This is a genomic window from Nocardia sp. CY15 (assembly GCF_009829295.1).
Taxonomy (GTDB): domain Bacteria; phylum Actinomycetota; class Actinomycetes; order Mycobacteriales; family Mycobacteriaceae; genus Nocardia; species Nocardia sputi.
This window is the reverse complement of the sequence record NZ_VUOT01000035.1, coordinates 49,488-66,333: the sequence shown is the minus strand read 5'-3', so window position 1 is coordinate 66,333 and position 16,846 is coordinate 49,488. Positions and strand designations below refer to the sequence as shown.

General features: G+C 66.9%; 14 protein-coding genes and 1 pseudogene. 9 read left to right on the top strand and 6 right to left on the bottom strand.

Translation table 11 applies throughout. From position 1 onward, the window contains the following. The 6 genes and pseudogenes from GVY39_RS34745 to GVY39_RS28425 all read left to right on the top strand — a co-directional run. Positions 1–121: pseudogene (locus GVY39_RS34745) on the top strand (cytochrome P450); the annotation flags it as partial. After that, positions 121–924 (top strand): SDR family oxidoreductase, encoded by an 804-nt coding sequence (locus GVY39_RS28445; protein ID WP_159929853.1) that lies wholly within the window; start codon positions 121–123, stop codon positions 922–924. The pseudogene GVY39_RS34745 and the gene GVY39_RS28445, both read left to right, overlap by 1 nt. Positions 925–938: 14 nt before the next feature. After that, positions 939–1,136 (top strand): ferredoxin, encoded by a 198-nt coding sequence (locus tag GVY39_RS28440; protein ID WP_159929855.1) that lies wholly within the window; start codon positions 939–941, stop codon positions 1,134–1,136. Between the two features lie 139 nt (positions 1,137–1,275). Then, positions 1,276–2,868, top strand: a complete 1,593-nt coding sequence (locus tag GVY39_RS28435) for a succinic semialdehyde dehydrogenase (RefSeq protein ID WP_159929857.1) — start codon at positions 1,276–1,278, stop codon at positions 2,866–2,868. Between the two features lie 98 nt (positions 2,869–2,966). Continuing rightward, positions 2,967–3,452 carry a glutathione peroxidase gene (locus tag GVY39_RS28430; protein WP_159929859.1) on the top strand — a complete coding sequence of 162 codons (486 nt, stop codon included), beginning with the start codon at positions 2,967–2,969 and terminating at the stop codon, positions 3,450–3,452. Positions 3,453–3,607: 155 nt separating this feature from the next. After that, on the top strand, positions 3,608–4,072 hold the full coding sequence (locus GVY39_RS28425; RefSeq protein WP_159929861.1) for an NUDIX domain-containing protein: 465 nt from the start codon (positions 3,608–3,610) through the stop codon (positions 4,070–4,072). Positions 4,073–4,973: 901 nt separating this feature from the next. Here GVY39_RS28425 and GVY39_RS28420 read toward each other — a convergent pair. Continuing rightward, positions 4,974–5,201 (bottom strand): hypothetical protein, encoded by a 228-nt coding sequence (locus GVY39_RS28420; RefSeq protein WP_159929863.1) that lies wholly within the window; start codon positions 5,199–5,201, stop codon positions 4,974–4,976. Between the two features lie 638 nt (positions 5,202–5,839). Between GVY39_RS28420 and GVY39_RS28415 the strand changes: the two genes are divergently transcribed. Then, a complete protein-coding gene (locus GVY39_RS28415) occupies positions 5,840–6,808 on the top strand; it encodes a hypothetical protein (protein WP_159929865.1) in 969 nt (322 codons plus the stop codon). Continuing rightward, positions 6,792–7,403 carry a 2'-5' RNA ligase family protein gene (locus GVY39_RS28410; RefSeq protein ID WP_159929867.1) on the top strand — a complete coding sequence of 204 codons (612 nt, stop codon included), beginning with the start codon at positions 6,792–6,794 and terminating at the stop codon, positions 7,401–7,403. The genes GVY39_RS28415 and GVY39_RS28410 overlap by 17 nt, the downstream gene beginning before the upstream one ends. Positions 7,404–7,615: 212 nt before the next feature. Here GVY39_RS28410 and GVY39_RS28405 read toward each other — a convergent pair whose 3' ends face one another. The 4 genes from GVY39_RS28405 to GVY39_RS28390 all read right to left on the bottom strand — a co-directional run bounded on the left by GVY39_RS28405 (position 7,616) and on the right by GVY39_RS28390 (position 12,784). After that, complete coding sequence (locus GVY39_RS28405; protein ID WP_159929869.1) at positions 7,616–8,980, bottom strand: NtaA/DmoA family FMN-dependent monooxygenase; 1,365 nt, start codon at positions 8,978–8,980, stop codon at positions 7,616–7,618. Between the two features lie 19 nt (positions 8,981–8,999). Further along, the gene (locus tag GVY39_RS28400; protein ID WP_159929871.1) at positions 9,000–10,049 is read right to left on the bottom strand and encodes an LLM class flavin-dependent oxidoreductase; all 1,050 of its coding nucleotides are present in this window, start codon (positions 10,047–10,049) and stop codon (positions 9,000–9,002) included. Between the two features lie 213 nt (positions 10,050–10,262). Next, positions 10,263–11,927 carry a sulfatase-like hydrolase/transferase gene (locus tag GVY39_RS28395; RefSeq protein WP_159929873.1) on the bottom strand — a complete coding sequence of 555 codons (1,665 nt, stop codon included), beginning with the start codon at positions 11,925–11,927 and terminating at the stop codon, positions 10,263–10,265. Between the two features lie 170 nt (positions 11,928–12,097). Continuing rightward, on the bottom strand, positions 12,098–12,784 hold the full coding sequence (locus tag GVY39_RS28390) for a TetR/AcrR family transcriptional regulator (RefSeq protein WP_159929875.1): 687 nt from the start codon (positions 12,782–12,784) through the stop codon (positions 12,098–12,100). A 147-nt stretch (positions 12,785–12,931) separates the two neighbouring features. Between GVY39_RS28390 and GVY39_RS28385 the strand changes: the two genes are divergently transcribed. Further along, positions 12,932–13,870 carry an NAD-dependent epimerase/dehydratase family protein gene (locus GVY39_RS28385; protein WP_159929877.1) on the top strand — a complete coding sequence of 313 codons (939 nt, stop codon included), beginning with the start codon at positions 12,932–12,934 and terminating at the stop codon, positions 13,868–13,870. Between the two features lie 16 nt (positions 13,871–13,886). Here the strand turns inward: GVY39_RS28385 and GVY39_RS28380 are convergent, their stop codons facing one another. Beyond that, entirely contained in the window at positions 13,887–16,694 is a 2,808-nt protein-coding gene (locus GVY39_RS28380; protein WP_159929879.1) for an AAA family ATPase, read from the bottom strand. Positions 16,695–16,846 lie beyond the last annotated feature (152 nt).

The following is a 16,846-nucleotide window of genomic DNA, read 5'->3' as shown; positions in this document are numbered from 1 at the left end:
GTTGGGGGAGTTCGCGTCGCGGGTGCGGTCCTTCGAGGTCGTGGAGTCGGGGATCGTGCGTGTTCATTCGTCCAACGTGCGTGGTTTCGCGCACCTGCCCATCACCGTGGAGACCCGATAATGCCTAGATTCGCCCCTCACCCCGAGCGCAGGCCCGCGCTCGTCTCCGGCGCTTCCTCCGGAATCGGCGCGGCCACCGCCGTGGCCCTGGCCGAACTCGGCCACCCGGTCGCGCTCGGCGCGCGACGCGCAGACCAGTGCGCGGAAATCGCGGACAAGATTCGCGCCGACGGCGGCGAAGCCTTCGCCCACCAGCTCGACATCACCGAGCCGGACTCCATCGAGCGGTTCGTACAAGCCGCCGAAGAAGCGCTCGGTCCGGCCGAGATGCTGGTTTCCAGCGCGGGTGACATCGAGTTCGGCCAGGCGCACGCGATGGACCCGGAACGGTTCCTGCGCCAAGTGCAGGTTCACCTCGTCGGCGCGCAGCGTCTCGTGCACCGGGTGCTGCCCGGCATGCTGCGCAGGCAGCGCGGCGACGTCGTGCTGATCAGCTCGGACTGCGCGCCCGAGCCGCGTCCCCGCACGGGCGCCTACAGCGCCGCCAAAGCGGGTCTGGAAGCGATGGCAGCCCAGATGCGCATGGAGCTCGAGGGCAGCGGCATCCGCATGTCGCTGGTCCGGCCCGGCCCGACCCTGACCGGCATGGGTATGGACTCCACGCCGGAGACCGTCGGCCCGGTGCTGGAGGACTGGAAAGCCTGGGGATTCGCCAGGCATCCGTACATGCTGCGCGCGAGCGACCTGGCCGCCGCCGTGGTCGCCGTGGTGTCCACGCCCCGGGGCGCGCACCTGGTTCTGGTCGAGGTGCAACCCGAGGCGCCGATACGTCCCCTCGCCGACGGCGCGGAGTCGAAGGAATAGAAGGAGAGCCGACGATGCGAGTGCTGGCCGATCTGGACCTGTGTCAGGGTCACGCCGTTTGTCAGGACGAGGCGCCGGAGGCGTTCCACGTCCCCAAGCGCAGCAAAGTGGAGATCCTGGATGCCGTCACGGACCCGCGATCCCAGGCCGATGTGCGGCGCGCGGTCCGCTACTGCCCGACCCAGGCGCTGTCGATCGTCGCGGACGAGTGAGCGGAAATCTTCGCTCCAGGCAGGTAGGCACAGCGCGCCGGGGCGAATACGATGAAACCAAAATCGGAACGTGTTCTAATTCAGTCGCACTGTCCGGCCCGGCACCTGCGGCGATGCCCGACGTCATGGAGAAGACACGATGAGCACAGCACACACCGACAAGGCGACGGCCGCCCTGCCCGCCCGGATCACCGGGGAGCTGATGGCGCGGCTGACCGGCTCGGTCGCCGCCGACGGTAGCGCAGCGCCGTTCGAGATGACCGAGGTCTACACCGGCGCGCCCGTCGGCGTGCTTCCGCAGTCGACGCCGCGAGATGTCCTGGCCGCCTGCGCCGAAGCCCGAGCGGCGCAAGCCGACTGGGCCGCACTGCCGCTGCGACAGCGGCTGCGCGTATTCGAACGGGTGCACGAGCTGATCCTCGGCGAGGTGGAGACCATCGCCGACCTCATTCAGATCGGGTGCGGCAAAACGCGCCGCATGGCCGTCGAGGAATCCTGCGACGTGCCCATGGTGATCAGCCACTACCTCAAGACCGCGCGCCGGGTGCTGCGGCCCAAGCGGCGCGGCGGCCCGATGCCCCTGTTGACCAGCTCGACCGAGCAGCACCGTCCCAAAGGTCTCGTCGCGGTGATCGCGCCGTGGAACTTCCCGTTCGCCATCGCCCTGTCCGACGCCGTGCCCGCGTTGATGGCGGGCAACGGCGTCGTGCTGAAGCCGGACAACAAGACCGCGCTGTGCGTGCTCTTCGGCGTCGAGTTGCTGCACCGCGCCGGGCTGCCCCGCGGACTGGTCCAGGTGGTGTGCGGTGAAGGTCCCGACATCGGTCCGACCCTGATCGACAATGTCGACTTCGTCATGTTCACCGGCTCCACCGCCACGGGCCGGATCGTCGGCGAGCAGGCCGGTCGCAACCTCATCGGATGCAGCCTGGAACTGGGCGGCAAGAACCCGATGATCGTGCTCGCCGACGCGAACTTGGACGAGGTGATACCCGGTGCGGTGTTCGCGGCGTTCGCCAACTCCGGCCAGGCGTGCATGCACATCGAACGGATCTACGCGCATCGCGCCATCCACGACGAATTCCTGCGCCGATTGACCGCCGCCGCGGCCGAGTTGAACGCGAAGATCGGCGGCTCCTACGACTACACGCCGGAGTTCGGTTCCCTCGTCTCCCCGCAGCATCTGGAGCGGGTCGCCGCTCACGTCGAGGACGCTCGGGCCAAAGGCGCCACCGTGCACGTCGGCGGGCAGGCGCGCCCCGACATCGGTCCGGCCTTCTACGAGGCCACCGTGCTGACCGGCGTCACCCCCGAGATGACCCACGCGACGCTGGAGACCTTCGGCCCGGTCGTCACCGTGTACCCGTTCGACGACGAGCAGGAGGCGGTGCGCCTGGCCAACGCCACCGACTACGGCTTGAACGCCAGTGTGTGGACCCGGGACTTCGCGCACGCCCAGCGGATCGCCGCGCAGCTGCAAGCGGGCAACATCAACATCAACGACGGCTTCGTCGCCACCTACGCCGCCAAAGGCACGCCGTCGGGTGGCCTGAAGCAGTCCGGAGTAGGCACCCGGCACGGCGACCAGGGGCTGCTGAAGTACACCGACACGGTGAACGTCGGTGTGCTCAAGAAGCAGGTGCTCGCCGCGCGCGCGGGTCAGCCGTACGACAAGCAGCTGAAGATGACCTTGACGTCGCTGCGGCTGATGCGCCGGACCAGGTTGCGCTGAGCGCGGTTCTGCACCGGCGCGCACGCGGCGGTCAGGATTCCGCCGATCCGGTAGCGTGGCCGTCGGGGTTGGATCCACGGAATCGAGAACGGATACGTATGAGCCTTCGAGAAGTTCCGCTGCGCACACTGTCCGGCGAGCCGACGACGCTGGCCGAGTTGGTCGGCGACCGCGCCGTCCTGCTGGTCAACGTGGCCTCGAAATGCGGTCTGACACCGCAGTACTCCGGCCTGGTCGAACTGCACAACACCTTCGGCCCGCGCGGTTTCAGCGTGGTCGGCGTGCCGTGCAACCAGTTCATGGGCCAGGAACCGGGCACCGCGGAGGAGATCCAGCAGTTCTGTTCCACCACCTACGGCGTCGATTTCCCCCTGCTCGAGAAGACCGACGTCAACGGTGAACAGCGGCACGCCCTCTACCAGAGCCTGGTGGACACGCCCGACGCCGAAGGCAACGCCGGTGACATCCAGTGGAACTTCGAGAAGTTCTTGATCGACCGCGACGGCAAGGTCGCGGGCCGCTTCCGCCCCAGGACGACGCCCGAGGCGCCGGAACTGGTCGCGGCGATCGAAGCCGTGCTCTGAGGTAGACGCGAAAGCCGGAGCCGTCGTCCGATCGAGACGGCGGCTCCGATCGGGTTCCTGCGGCCGTTCGCGCGGTTCGAATTCACCGAACTCCGTTCGGGAGCCTGGAAGACGCATGTTCGACAGAGTCGATGCGGGTGGAAGGACTACGCTGCATGAGCGTCACGGCCGACTCCGGTCACAGCACCGAGCCCGAGCGCCACAAGGTCACCGGCGATGTTCATCTGGTTCTGCGCCGCGGCGACGAAGTGCTGTTCGGCCGACGGAAGAACACGGGATTCGAGGACGGCGCTTGGCACTTGCCCTCGGGTCATCTGGAGGCCGGCGAATCGGTCATCGAAGCCCTGATACGTGAGTCGCGGGAAGAAATCGGCGTCGCGATCTCGCCCGCCGACGTGCAGTTCAGCCACGTCATGCACAACTCGTCCTCCGGCGGCCGGATGGCGTTCTTCTTCACCGTACGGTCCTGGCAAGGTGCGCCGACGAATCTGGAGCCCGACAAGTGCCACGAGCTCCGGTGGTTCTCGGCAGATGCGCTGCCGGACCGCATGATCGATTACTGCCGCGCAGCGGTATTGCATATCGCCGAGGGTGAACTGTTCTCGACCTTTGGTTGGTAGGTATGGTGGCCCACCTGCCGCTACGCCAAGAGGCGTTGCGCGGAATGCGACACGGTCGGCTTCGAAGGCTGGCCACTGCTGATACGGCCGAGTAATTCGCGCGGCCTCTCAGGGGCTGAATCGTTCGCGTTCTTCAGACCCACGGAGGCCGCCGAATCGGCGTGCGCCGCATCGAAGGCCGAAGATCCTGTAGCCGTGGGAGCACCTCCGTATCGTCCTCAACGCTCCGCCATCGGATATCCGAGGCCCCGACCGGCTCCCGTCCGTCTTCCGAGACAGGTTCGTCCGTCAGCTCGCATTCCCCAGTGTCCTGGCTCGGTGCCATCTCTGCCCGATGCCGCCCAGCGGAGTTGGTCGAGTTCCAATCGGCGCCGACTCGAAAGCTCAATACTGCGGCAAAGAGCACCGAACTCGGCCACAGAATCCAAACGACTGAGGTCGTCAACTCAGTCGCCGCTCACGATCAGCAGCATGGAGAGGCCACTTCGAGATGCACGATGCACTCGTCCGGGCGGTGAAATCTATGGATGTGCCGAAGCTCACGAGCGCGTTGAACAGTCAGCTCCAGTAGATGCGCGTGGCAAATGAACTCAGCGAGCATGCCGTCTGCTTGGACAAACGTCCTGTCCGGCAGCGGATCCGAGTACATCATGACGCCCCTCCCGCCTGTGGGTTCATCCTCCTTGGCTCTTCCTTGGCTCTTCCATCCCGGCACATACCCGCAGGAACGGTCCTGCATCCGGCGGCTGATCGGGCCGCGCCTCGACAGCCGGAACCGCGAAGGCCGACGGCGAATTCGGAGTGATGCCGAGAACGAAACGCTTCGGCGGCTGACAGTCAGACGGCACGGATAGGTTCCTTTCGGGCTCGGATACTGACGGTGGAAGCGGCAGAATCGGGCTCAGTCCCATAGCCCGGCGCAGGGCAGCGGCGGCAGATCGGCACGGACTTCGTCATCGACGGTGACCACGAATTCCGGGAAGCCCTGCTTCAGTTCGTCGGCAACGTTCTGCGCTTGCTCGGCGCCGGCCTGGTAATCCAGGCTGAGCGCACCGGATTCGATGTGGATGTGCCGGACACGCTGGGACGGGCGGAGAGGCCGGTGGACAGCGTGAGTCGCATAGGGCATCGAAGAGCACCTTCCCGGCAATGTGGCTGAGGGCTGAACGCGGTCCCCGGCGCCAAGGGCTTTCGCCACCCACTCCGGCTCACCGGGGCGGATGCGCCGCCCTAGAGGTGCGGCGTCGGCTTGGCGCCGGGGACCGGTTCAACCGTGCCCGTTGACCGTTGGCAGGTGCGACCGTGTAATGGTCGGGTAACGTTGGTCTAACGTGCGCATTTCCCCAGCTCAGGCGGCAAATCGTAAGGTATGGCAATGGTCAGAGGGCGGGCATGGACGGGCTTCGAGGCGGTGGCGCTGCAAGAAGCCATGAGGCGATCGGTTCGAGACTTCGCCGCCTTGCTGGGACTGGAGACGACGACTGTCAACAATTGGCGGACGGGCCTCAGCTCGGTCAGGCCGCGTTCGAATACACAGGCCATCCTGGACATCACGCTCGACCAGCGAGCAACCACAGAAGACCGGGCGCGGTTCGAGCAAATCGTGGCTGAAGGGGAGTCTGCATGGAGGGCACGGCACCAGCCGCCATCCCGCCGGTCGACGCATGCAAGTGCTGCGTCTGCCGATGGCGAGGCGATCAGTACGTCACACACAGACGACAGTGAAGCCACCGAGCCGCCACGTCGGGATCGGGGGTCAGTGCAGAGTTGATCACCGTACTGGCTCGCGTCCACAAGCTGAGCCGCTCGATCGATCCCGAGATTCTTCAGCAGCTGCAGAGCAGTACGCGTCAGACCATCGCGCAGTACGAAACGATTGATCCAGCCAAGTTGGTTCCGGCCCTCCAAAAGCAGCGTGTCTGGCTTGATGAACTCATTGACGAGTGTGGTCATCCGAGACAGCGAGGTCTACTTTTCGAGATCGCGAGTGAGACCTCAGGACTCCTTGGCTACATCGCAGTCGGGGCCGGAAATTTTTCGCTCGCCCGTGTCTATTGCTTAGAGTCCGTCCAGCTCGGCGACTATGCGCAGGACAACAATCTCCTAGCATGGGCACGCGGCCTGCAAAGTTTCTGCGAATACTATGCGGGACAGTACGACGAGGCGCTGCGATACGCACAAGACGGCCTGGCTCATGCTGGTTGCGGGCCGCAGCACGCCCGCCTTGCCATCAATGGGGTCGCACGGGCGATGGGAAAGCTCGGTGATGTCGAGGGTGTACACCGCGCGGTCGATCAGGCATACGAAAGCTTGTCGCACCACAGCACACAGGCGGTCGTTCCGTCCAGTATCTCGCTCGAAAGCTACACTCCAGCGCAAGTGGCCGGGAACGCGGCGACCGCGTATCTGTCCTTGGCAATGCCAGAGAAGGTCAAACAGTATGCAAAGCTTGCTTTGCCCGAGATGAACGACACGAACTCTCTATGGGGTCGTTCGCTGGTGATGATCGACTTGGCGCGCTCACACGTCCTGGCCGAAGATGCCGACTGGGATGCCGCCACGAGCATCATGCTCGATGCCCTCGGCGTGTCACCGGGTAAGCCTATGATGCAAGTTCCCCGCAGGGTTTCGGAGTTCGTGCATGATGCCACGGCCAGGTGGGGAGACGCGTCACAACTGCGTGCTGTACGAGAGGCGCTAGCGAACATGACGAGCATTGATGAGCGAGATGAGTAACGCGGACGATAAACGGCGCGATCGTAGCGTTGGGCCACTGGGCTACTACTGGTTCATCACTTTTGAGCATGCTCCGGACCTCCACGCGCTGACCAAAGAGTGTCAGCAAGCGATAGACACAACGTACTTCTATCCGGTCCCCTCGGATGGTCTGCATCTAACACTGGATCGAATCGCATATGACGGTGAGAGTGGACTGGAGCAGCTCGATTCAATCGTCACCGCTGCTCGGCGCGCTTTCCAGGATCAAAATTCCTTCACCTTGACTATCGAGCAACCGGGCAACCTTCGTGGTGCAATAGGTTTCAAGGTATCGCCCGCCGAGCGCGTCCGAAACCTTCGCGATGCGCTGCGTTCGGCAACCTTATCCGTCTTGCCTGAAGCCCCAGTCAAAGAGTCGATATTCGTTCCCCATGTGACGATTGCCTACCCGGCCTCCGAAGGGCTCTCGTCCATACCTATTGATCTTGTCGAAATACATACTGCCAACCGCAGAGCGGATGTACCGGTCATGGAGGTGGCGATGGTTCTACTCGAGCGCCGCGAGTTCTGTTATTCATGGGACGTCTATGCACGCATCTCGCTAGGTCGATAAGGGTGAATTTGTACCATCAACGGGTCTCTATGCTCGGCAGGGAATTCCTCGAACGGATGGGATGCGTCGGTGCTCTGCGGGGTGATCCGGTCCAAACAGTGTGGTACGGCGGTGCGGTAGCCGATATCCTCACCGCACCCGCTCCGGATACCTCGGGCGACGACTCGAACCGTTACGGTCGTGTCTGTCTGACAGGAAGTGGCTGTCCTCGGTCAGCTCCGCCGAGTGAGCGGATCGCGTAATTCCAGGTGCTCGCGCAGCGTGGTTCCGGTGTACTCCGTGCGGTACACGCCGCGCTCCTGGAGTTCGGGAATCAGCCAGTCCACGATCTCGTCCAACCCGGTCGGGACCAGATGGGGCGAGATGTTGAATCCGTCGGTGGCGCCGTGGCGTACCCAGCGGGCCAGTTCGTCGGCGACCTGGCTGGGGGTGCCCGCGAAGCCGGAGCGTTCGGTGGAGGCGATCACGACTTCCCGCAGGGAAAGGTTCTCCGCTTCGGACCTGGCGCGCCATTGGCGGGCGATGGCCACCGGGTCCTGTCCGGAGCGCGGTGCGCCGCGCGTCTCCGAGATCGCGCGCGGCTGAGGGTCGTCGGTGGGCAGCGGGCCGTCGGGGTCGAGCTCGGACAGGTCGCGGCCCCAGATCTGACCGGCCAGCGAGAGCGCCGTCTGGCCGGTGTACTGCCCGTTCTTCACCCAGCGGACCTTATCCTCGACCTCGGATTCCTTCTCCGCGAGAACGATTTGCGTGCCGGGCAGGATGCGGATGTCGTCCTCCGGGCGGCCCGCCGCGCGCAGGCGTGCGCGGATGTCGGTGGCGAAGGCCAGCGCGTCGTCGAAATGTGTTCCGTGCCTGGAGAAGATGACGTCGGCATGCGCCGCGGCGAAATCGCGGCCTGCCGGTGAGTCGCCCGCTTGGAAGATCACCGGATGCCCTTGGGCGCTGCGCGGCAGCGTGGGGGTGATCGTCACGTCGAAGTGTGCGCCCGCGCGCACCACGGGATGGATCGCCTCCGGACGCGCCCACGACGGGCTCTGCTGCGAGGTCGCGATCGCGCCGTCGTCCCAGGCGTCCCAGATCGCCCGCACCGTCGCCACGAACTCCGCGGCGCGTTCGTAGCGCAGGGCGTGGTCGAGGAATCCGCCGCGCCGGAAGTTGGCGCCGGTCCAGGCGTTGTCCGTGGTGACCGCGTTCCAGCCCGCGCGACCACCGGACAGCAGATCCAGGCCGCTGAGTTTGCGTGCCAGGTCGGCGGGCTCGTTGTAGGTGGTGTTCTGCGTGGCGACCAGGCCGATGTGCCGGGTGATGCCCGCCAGCGCGGCGAGCTGGGTGATCGCGTCGGGGCGACCCGCGATGTCCAGTTCCAGGATCGCGCCGTCCTGCTCGCGCAGCCGCAGGCCCTCACCGAGGAAGAACGCGTCGAACAGGCCGCGCTCGGCGGTCTGCGCGACCCGGCGGAAGGTCTCGAAATCGATCTGCGAGCCGCTGGAGGGGTCTGACCAGATCGTGGTGTGGTTCACGCCCTGGAAGAAGACGCCGAAGTGGATCTGAGCGTCGGGGCGCAGGAAGTCGGTCACGGAAACGATCTCCTGAGGATCAGCGCGTGGTCGCGTAGCGGTTGGCGGGGCGGGTCAGCCCGAGGTTGGCGCGCAGCGTCGAACCGGGGATCGGACGGCGCGCGACCCCGGTGCGCAGCAAGGCGGGCAGCACCTCGCGCGCGAGCACGGGCAGGTCCTCATCGATCACCGCGAGGTGCAGCCGCACTCCGTCGAGATGGGCGCTGAGCTCGGTCAGCAGGTCGGTCAGCTCCGGGGCCGGACCGGAGAATGCCAGTCGGCCGGACGAACGGGGAGTGGCTTCGCCGAATCGTCGCACGGCGGGGACCCCGGCAGCATCCAGGGTGACTTCGACCTCGGCGAAGATCAGCCGGTCCCCGGCGGAGCGTGCAGCGGCCGCCGCCTCGGCGGCCGTCGCGACGGAATCGGCGGCGACGAACCGGACGTCGACCGAGCCTTCGGCGCCGAACACCACGGGCTGGCCCTGGGGCGGGCGCGGCACGATAGCCGGCCCTTTCACGGAGAAGGTCTCGCCCTGGAAGTCGATGTAGTGCAACTTGTTCCGATCCAAGAATCGGCCGCTGACGTAGTCGCGGATCACCGCGTCGTCCTCCCAGGAGTCCCACAGGCGGCGCGCGACTTCGATCGAATCCTCCTGCTCGCGCGCAAGATTCACGTCTCCTACTACCGGCTGGCGCCCCCAGGCAGCGGCGGCGCGCTGGTCGTCGACGCGCTCGGCGATCCAACCGGCCCGCCCGCGCGAGGCATAGTCCAGCGACGCCACCTGTGATGCGGTGTGGAACGGTTCGGCGTAGGTGGTGGCCACGGTGGGGACCAGTCCGATCGTGCTGGTCGTCGCAGCCACGAACGATGCGCGGGTCACCGCGTCGATGCGACCGGGTATCGCCTGCTCCGGCAGGATCGAGTCGGCGAAGGTGGCCAGGGTGAATCCGGCGTTCTCGGCGGCGGCCACCCGCCCGCGCACGGTGTCCGGGGTGAGCAGGCGGTCCGGTGTGTGCGCGGCTCGCCGCCACGCCTCGGGGTGGAACCCCTCACCGTCGAGTTCTACGCCGAGCGCGAAAACACCCATTCGACACCCTCTTTCGTCCCGCAGACCATGGCGCGGCCGCCGGTATCGGCGGCCCGAACCGGGCACGATCCGGCTCGGGCCACCGACGGCGCACCCGCTCCGAGCATGCGCGGCGGCGGCGGGAGGGCGCGACGGTTTGCGTCGTGATGATTCGAAGGGTGTCGAACGGAGCCCGCTACCGCCGCACGGGGCTATCGGAGTGGCAGCGCCCGATCAGGACGGCCTGGGCACGGCATCCAGCAGGGCGTGGCCGATCCGTTCGGCTTTGATCAAGATGTTCGTCTGCGCCGAGATGTAGTCGCCGATGCCTTCCTCTTGGGCGGCCCGCAGATACGGCGGTAGCGGCTGTTGGATCTCGGTGCGGATGATGTTGTCGAGCAGCGACTCCATGTCCGCGCGCAACGGATTGCCGGTAGCGGCCTGGTTGTCGAGTTCGAGGCGTCCACCGTCGGTGCTGTAGTCGTAGAGCTCGAATTCTTGCTCGGCCGCCGGATCGATCTGGATCTGCCCGTGCACCCAATGCGAATACGACGCGAACTTCGCCTCGGCGGTGCGCACCATCGCCACGTGGCCGGGGGCGTTCTGGTTGAACAGGATCGCGGCCTCTTCGATGGAGGCCTCGTCCGTGGTGTGCGCGACCCAGGGACGGCCCGGGGCAGCCGCATTGCGGCAGACGGCGGCGAGGTCGAGCCGCCCGCTGAGATGTTCGTAGCGTCCGTCGCCGCGCCATTCGTCGCCGCCGGTGCCGATGGTGAGCAGCAGGGGAGTGAAATCGACACTGGAGGTGAGCTGGTCCCTGGTGCCCGTGCCTTCGACCGGGCTCAGGTAGCCGCGTGGGTCGTGGACGTACAGCGGAACCCGCAGCGCCTCGTCGTAGGCGGCCCCACCTTTGCCGTGCAGGCCGTGCGAACCGGCGTAATCGCCGTGGTCGGAGGTGAAGACGACGACGGTATTGGCGGCCACGTCGGGGCGCGAGTGCAGAGTGTCGAGCACGCGGCCGATCTGGATGTCGACTTGCTGCTGAGCCCACAGATACAGATTGCGCATCTCGATCCAGGCATGCACAGCTTCCGGCGTCCCGTAGGGCGCCGCCCCGAACGCCACCGCCGAGACCTCGACCAACGCCGTCTGCAGGCGGGGCTTGCGCGACAGTTGCTCGAGGGACTCGAAGTTGGGTGGCAGCTCGTTCATCCACCGGGGGATATCGGCGTTGAATTGATCGCGACGGGTCCAGCGCGGCCACCACTGGATGTCGTGCGGATTGACCAGCGACACCGTCGTGCACCAGGGCGCGTCGCCGGAGTCGTTGTGGAACCAGTCGGCGAATTGGTCGACGATCTTCGGATCCGCTTGCAGCCCTTGACCGGGCGCGCCGTTCGGGGAGGGATAGGTGCCGCCGCGGAAACCGTAGGCTTCCAGCGCGCCCGGCGTGCGATCGGAATAGCTGCCGAGATGCCACTTGCCCCAGTAGGTGGTGTCGTAACCGTGGTCGCGCAATATCGACCCCCACGTCGGGAACAGCGGTGACAAGGTCGACTCCGACACGACCATGACCCCGGTCTGCTGCGCGTACAGGCCGGTCAGCAGGCAGCCACGAGCGGGCGTGCAATCGTTGGCCGCAGTGTAATGATTCTCGAACGATACGCCGCCCTGGCGGATTCGAGCGATGTTCGGCAAGAGGGAGTCCAACGCCTGTTGATCGGGAAACCACACGGGTGTCCGCATCTCGTCCACGATGATCACCAGGATGTTCGGCTTGTCCGGATCGGTGTCCGCCCGTGCTCTGCCCGGGGCGGCCCCTGCCGAAACGGCGGCCGCGGCCGTCGCCGAAGTGGCCGCGCTGGTAAGGAATCCCCTGCGAGTGAACGAGCTCGGCAATGTTCCTCCACGAATGAGTCATGGTCGTCGGTCGAATGGAACGCGGAGAATCTCGGTGCTGTCACCGTAGCGTCGCTCGGCGGCCCCGTTGTTCGACTCCAGGGCGGACACGCCGTTGCCGTGTATTCGCCGGTGACCTGTTCGGGCCCACGCTCACGCGTGAGCCGATGTCAGGGCAGGCCCACCAGGTCGGCCATCAGGTTCATGTGGTGGGTGAAGTAGTCGGCGCGGGCGTCGATGAGTTTGTCCAAACGGCCGAAGATCTCGAAATCGAGCAGACCGAACAGATGGGTCCAACCGGCGAAGACGCGGTCGAGCACTTCCTCGTCGAGTTCGGAGGACTGTTGCACGATCAGGCGACGCAGGTCGGCGCGCACCGATGCGGGTAGCGGAGTCGCAAGCGGCGGGGGCGTGAGCTGTTTCGTTCCCTCCTGGGCGATGGCGACGAGCCGGAAGACGACGGCCGCGGCGGGCGCCACCGTGTCCTCCGGTGCCTCGTAACCGGGCACCGGGCTGCCGTAGAGCAGCCCGTACTCAGCCGGATGTGTCAGCGCCCAATCCCGCACGGAGGAGCACACCGCAAGCCAGCGGCCCCGCAGATCGGTGGCGGGCAATTCGGCTTCGGCGGCTTCCGCCGAGGTCGCGAGTGCCTGATAGGCGTCCATGATCAAGGCGGTCAGCAGATCGTCCCGGCTGGGGAAGTAGCGGTAGAGCGCGGACGCGACGATACCGAGATCGCGCGCTACCCCGCGCAGGGAGAGGTTCGCGCCGTCGGCCGCCAGTCGTCTGCGCGCGGCCGCCTTGATCTCCTCGGTCATCTCGGAGCGGACACGGGCGCGCAGGGACGGGGCGGACATGCCCCCAGTATAGAGAACAAGTCACCGATCGGAGAATGGCTGATGCAAGAGTGAACGCTGTTCTTGACTTGGATTGGCGCTCACATTAGTCTTCTGGGCAGTAGAGAACAGTGTTCTCGATTCGGAACGCTAGACAGGATGGTTGCCATGTCGCTGTACGTCGTGATCGGAGCGGGACCGGTCGGGTCGGCCACCGCAGAACTGCTCGCCGCACGCGGTGAGCGGGTGCGCGTGATCACCCGGCGCGGTCTCGGCCCGGACCATTCCTCGATCGAGCGCGTGGCCGCGGACGCTACCGACGCCGCGGCGCTGATTCCGCACTGTGTGGGTGCGAAGGTCGTTTTCCAGTGCGCCCAACCCGCCTACCACCGTTGGGCGAGTGATTTCCCGCCCCTGGCCGATGCGGCGCTCCACGCGGCCGAGGCGACCGGAGCCGGGCTGCTCAGCGTCGGAAACCTGTACGGGTATGGGCAGGTCGACGGCCCGATCGGCGAGCGGCAACCGCTGCGCCCCAACAGCGTGAAGGGGCGGGTTCGCGCGGAGATATCGGCCGGGGCGCTGGCCGCGCATCAGGCGGGCCGCGTTCGCGCCGCCGAAGTGCGCGGCTCGGACTACCTCGGCGCGGGAGCGAAATCGGCGTTCACCATGGTGGCGCTGCCCGCCGTGCTCGCCGGTCGCCGGGTATTGTTCCCCGCTGATCCGGACGCCGCGCACAGCTGGACCGATGTCGTCGACACCGCGCGGACCCTGGTCGCGGTCGCCGACGACGAAAACGCCTGGGGCCGAGCATGGCACACGCCGACCGCACCGCCTCTCTCCATCCGCGAACTGGCCGCACTCGCGGCGACGGTCGCGGACGCGCCACCCGCGCGCGTAGGCCGGATGCCTGCCGCCATGCTCTGGGCCGCAGGACTTTTCGATCCCGACGCACGTGAGATGCGCGAGACGCGCTACCAGTTCGATCGGCCGTTCGTCATCGACTCCTCCGCCGCGAACGCGGCCTTCGGCATCGAACCGACACCCACCGTGGAGTCCCTGCGCGCCACGATCGCCGTCCTTCGGAAGGACATCGCGTCAGTCGATTGAGCGGTGGGTGCCGAAATCACCGCAGACGCGGCATCGCCGAGACGATCTCGCGCCGTGAGCGTAGGTCGAGTTTGGCCAGGATATTCGACACGTGGGACTGAATAGTGCGGCGGGACAAGAACATCTGCGCTGCTATATCGGAATTGGAGTAGCCCTCGGTCACCAGCGCGGCGACCTTGCGCTCGGTATCCGTGAGCGCCGCCCAACCGGCTTTGGGCCGGTTGCGCGGACCGCGGACGCCCAGTCGAATACCGTGCGGTCGCACCCGTGCGGCCGCACGGGCGCTGTCCCACGAGGCGCCGAGGCGTCCGTAGAGCCCCACCGCCGTATCCAGCGCGCCGCGGGCCTCTGCTTCTCGTCCCGAAGCAGCGAACAGCACCGCGGCGTTCTCGTGTGCCTGGGCTTCGTGCAGCGGCCACCCGGACTGCCGGAACGCGTCGGCGGCCGCGAACAGGGTCTCGGGATCGTCGTCCGCCAGAGCGCGGCACAGCAGGGCCGTCCCGGTTCGGCCGGCGGTCTTCTGCCGTGCCAGCAGTTCGTCCGCTTCGGCTACCACCGCCCGAGCCGCCTGCTTGTCACCGACGTCCGCGGCCAGCCGAGCGATATCCGGGTAGATGTAGTGCAGGGTGGACGCGCTCAGGCCATCGGCCAGCCGCTGCTGGGTGCTGACGAGCAGTTCCAGCGCCGACTCGGGGTGGCCGCGGGCTTCGAGCGTCAGCGCCTTGACCCAGGGGTGGAGCTGCGCGTACCCGGTGCTGCCCAAACGATCGTCAGGTGCGGGGATGCCGTCGGGGTCGGGCAGGAAGGTGCCGCGGTGGATGCCGATCAGTGCCGCCAGACTGTGTGCGACGGGCGCGTACCCGAGGACATCGGGCGCTTCGATGCTCGCCGTGCACTCGGCCAGCGCGTCGTCCCAGCGACCGTCGAGCAGATACAGTCGCGCCTTGGCGAGCAGATTGGCGGCGAGGTAGACGCCGTGCATCCTGCGGTTGTGCCCGATCGCCGTCTTCAGCGTCTGTTCGGCGTCGGCGAGGCGATCTAGTTCGATCAGGCAGTGCGCGTACAACACGTACGGATCGAATTGGTCCGACCCGGTCCCGTCCTCGAAGACGGCGAGGATCCGGGTACTCAGATCCAGTGCCTCGTCGAGGTAGCCCCGGGTGTAGCGCACCGCACCCATGGCCATGAGCCCGTATCCGGTGGCGAGCGGGTTACCAGTGCTTTGCCCCGTTGCCGCGGCCCGCCGACCGGCTTCCTCGGCCGCCTCGAACCGCTCGAGGAAGAAATTGTCCAGTGCGGACATGCCCAGAAGTCGGCCCGCGTCCTCGGCGTCGACATCCATCGTGGACAGGGCGGTCTCGGCGACTGCGACGGCTTCGGCCAACCGGCCGTGGGATTGGCAGACTTGGACGAGCAGCCACGTCAGTTCGACATCGTGGTCGTGCTCCGGCCGAGTGCGCAGTGCGGTGCGCACCACGGATTCGGCCTCGGCGGCGCGTCCGTTCCACAGCAGTGCCCGGGCATGCCAGCGGGTCAGCACCGACCGCGAACCGCCGTCCAGATCCGGTTTGGTCGCCGCGCGACCCAGCAACTGCACCGCGAGCTCGGGCGCCCGCACGATCAGCTTGCCTGCCACGGCTACCAGCCAGTCGAGGCTTGTCTTGTCCAGTTCGTGGCCACCCGTCGACAGGTAGTACGCGACTCGTTCGATCGGCGCTCCGGTCGCTTGCAGCACCTGCCCAGCCCTGCGCAGCAGATTCGTGCGCAGCGAAGCGGGTAGCCGACCTGCCAGCACGTCGCGCACGAGGTCGTGGCGGAATACCAATTCGGAATCCACTCGTGTGAGCAGGCCGCCGTCCGCCGCCTCGGTAACCGCCGTCCAGACGTGCAGGAGCGGGCTGTCCAGCACCGCCGCCAGTTCCCCGACGTCGATGACGGGTCCCATGACAGCGGCCATCGGCAGCAGGTCCCGCGTGGGGCGGGACAGGAGCTCGAGCCGCTGGGTGATCGCCTCCGACAGCGAGGCGGATGGCACTTCGTCGGCGTCCGGTACCGCCGGAGCGGCGACTTCGGCGACTACTGTGATCGCTTTCGCGCGCGCCAAGGCGGCCACCACTTCGGTGATGTGAAGCGGATTTCCTCCCGCGTCGGCCACGATTCGCGATAAGCCCGGGCCAGGGGGAGCTCCGACTAGATGTCGCACGAGCGCCGCCGCGGCCGAATCGGGCAGTGCGCCGAGCCGGATCGCCGGGGCCTGCCGTCGATCGAGTTCGGCCGACAGGGCGGCGAACGCGGCGCCCGGCGGCAGCGGGCGGGCCGCGAGCACCAGTAGCAGCGGTAATGCGTCGATGAGGGTGCAGAGCCGCTGCAGTACCGACAGGCTCGACGTGTCCGCCCAATGGACGTCGTCCACGATCAATGCGACCGGAGTGACGGCGCACCAAGCATCGACGCGATCCAGGATCCGCTCGGTGACGGCGAACTCCTGGGTCGCCGCGGCGTCGCCCGCGCGATCCCCGCTGTGCAGCAACGGGCGGCTCGGATCCGGACCGCCGGGCGTGGTGTCGTCGGGCTCCAGCCAGGAGCGCACCGCGGCGAACGGCACGTCCCGTTGCAGTTCCACGGCGGCGGTGACGCGAACGTGCAGGCCCGCTTCCGTGAAGCGGATACCGGCGGCCTCGAGCAGCGAGGTCTTGCCGATGCCCGGCTCGCCCTCCACGAGCACCACGGCTCCCTGCCCTGCCGCCACCCGGCGCGCGAGTGCCGCCAGGTTCTCGATCTCGGCATCACGACCGAGGAAGACCGTCGCGAGGGACTTCTGCATGCAGGTGAGCTTAAGCAGCCCGAGTGACCGGCCGGTCGAGCTGCCGGGCGCCGACGGCAGATCGTACGGATATTTCTGCGCGGTTCGACGGATGTTCCCGGCCCCCGGCTGCCATACCGTCCCTGGAGCATGCCCGGCGCGCGATTCGGGCA

Bases quoted from the DNA above. Each gene is read 5' to 3' on its own strand.
- GVY39_RS28410 (WP_159929867.1), top strand. From the start codon at position 6,792: ATGAGCGAGATGAGTAACGCGGACGATAAACGGCGCGATCGTAGCGTT.
- GVY39_RS28385 (WP_159929877.1), top strand. From the start codon at position 12,932: ATGTCGCTGTACGTCGTGATCGGAGCGGGACCGGTCGGGTCGGCCACC.
- GVY39_RS28445 (WP_159929853.1), top strand. From the start codon at position 121: ATGCCTAGATTCGCCCCTCACCCCGAGCGCAGGCCCGCGCTCGTCTCC.
- GVY39_RS28400 (WP_159929871.1), bottom strand. From the start codon at position 10,049: ATGGGTGTTTTCGCGCTCGGCGTAGAACTCGACGGTGAGGGGTTCCAC.
- GVY39_RS28380 (WP_159929879.1), bottom strand. From the start codon at position 16,694: ATGCAGAAGTCCCTCGCGACGGTCTTCCTCGGTCGTGATGCCGAGATC.
- GVY39_RS28425 (WP_159929861.1), top strand. From the start codon at position 3,608: ATGAGCGTCACGGCCGACTCCGGTCACAGCACCGAGCCCGAGCGCCAC.
- GVY39_RS28390 (WP_159929875.1), bottom strand. From the start codon at position 12,784: ATGTCCGCCCCGTCCCTGCGCGCCCGTGTCCGCTCCGAGATGACCGAG.
- GVY39_RS28435 (WP_159929857.1), top strand. From the start codon at position 1,276: ATGAGCACAGCACACACCGACAAGGCGACGGCCGCCCTGCCCGCCCGG.
- GVY39_RS28440 (WP_159929855.1), top strand. From the start codon at position 939: ATGCGAGTGCTGGCCGATCTGGACCTGTGTCAGGGTCACGCCGTTTGT.
- GVY39_RS28420 (WP_159929863.1), bottom strand. From the start codon at position 5,201: ATGCCCTATGCGACTCACGCTGTCCACCGGCCTCTCCGCCCGTCCCAG.
- GVY39_RS28430 (WP_159929859.1), top strand. From the start codon at position 2,967: ATGAGCCTTCGAGAAGTTCCGCTGCGCACACTGTCCGGCGAGCCGACG.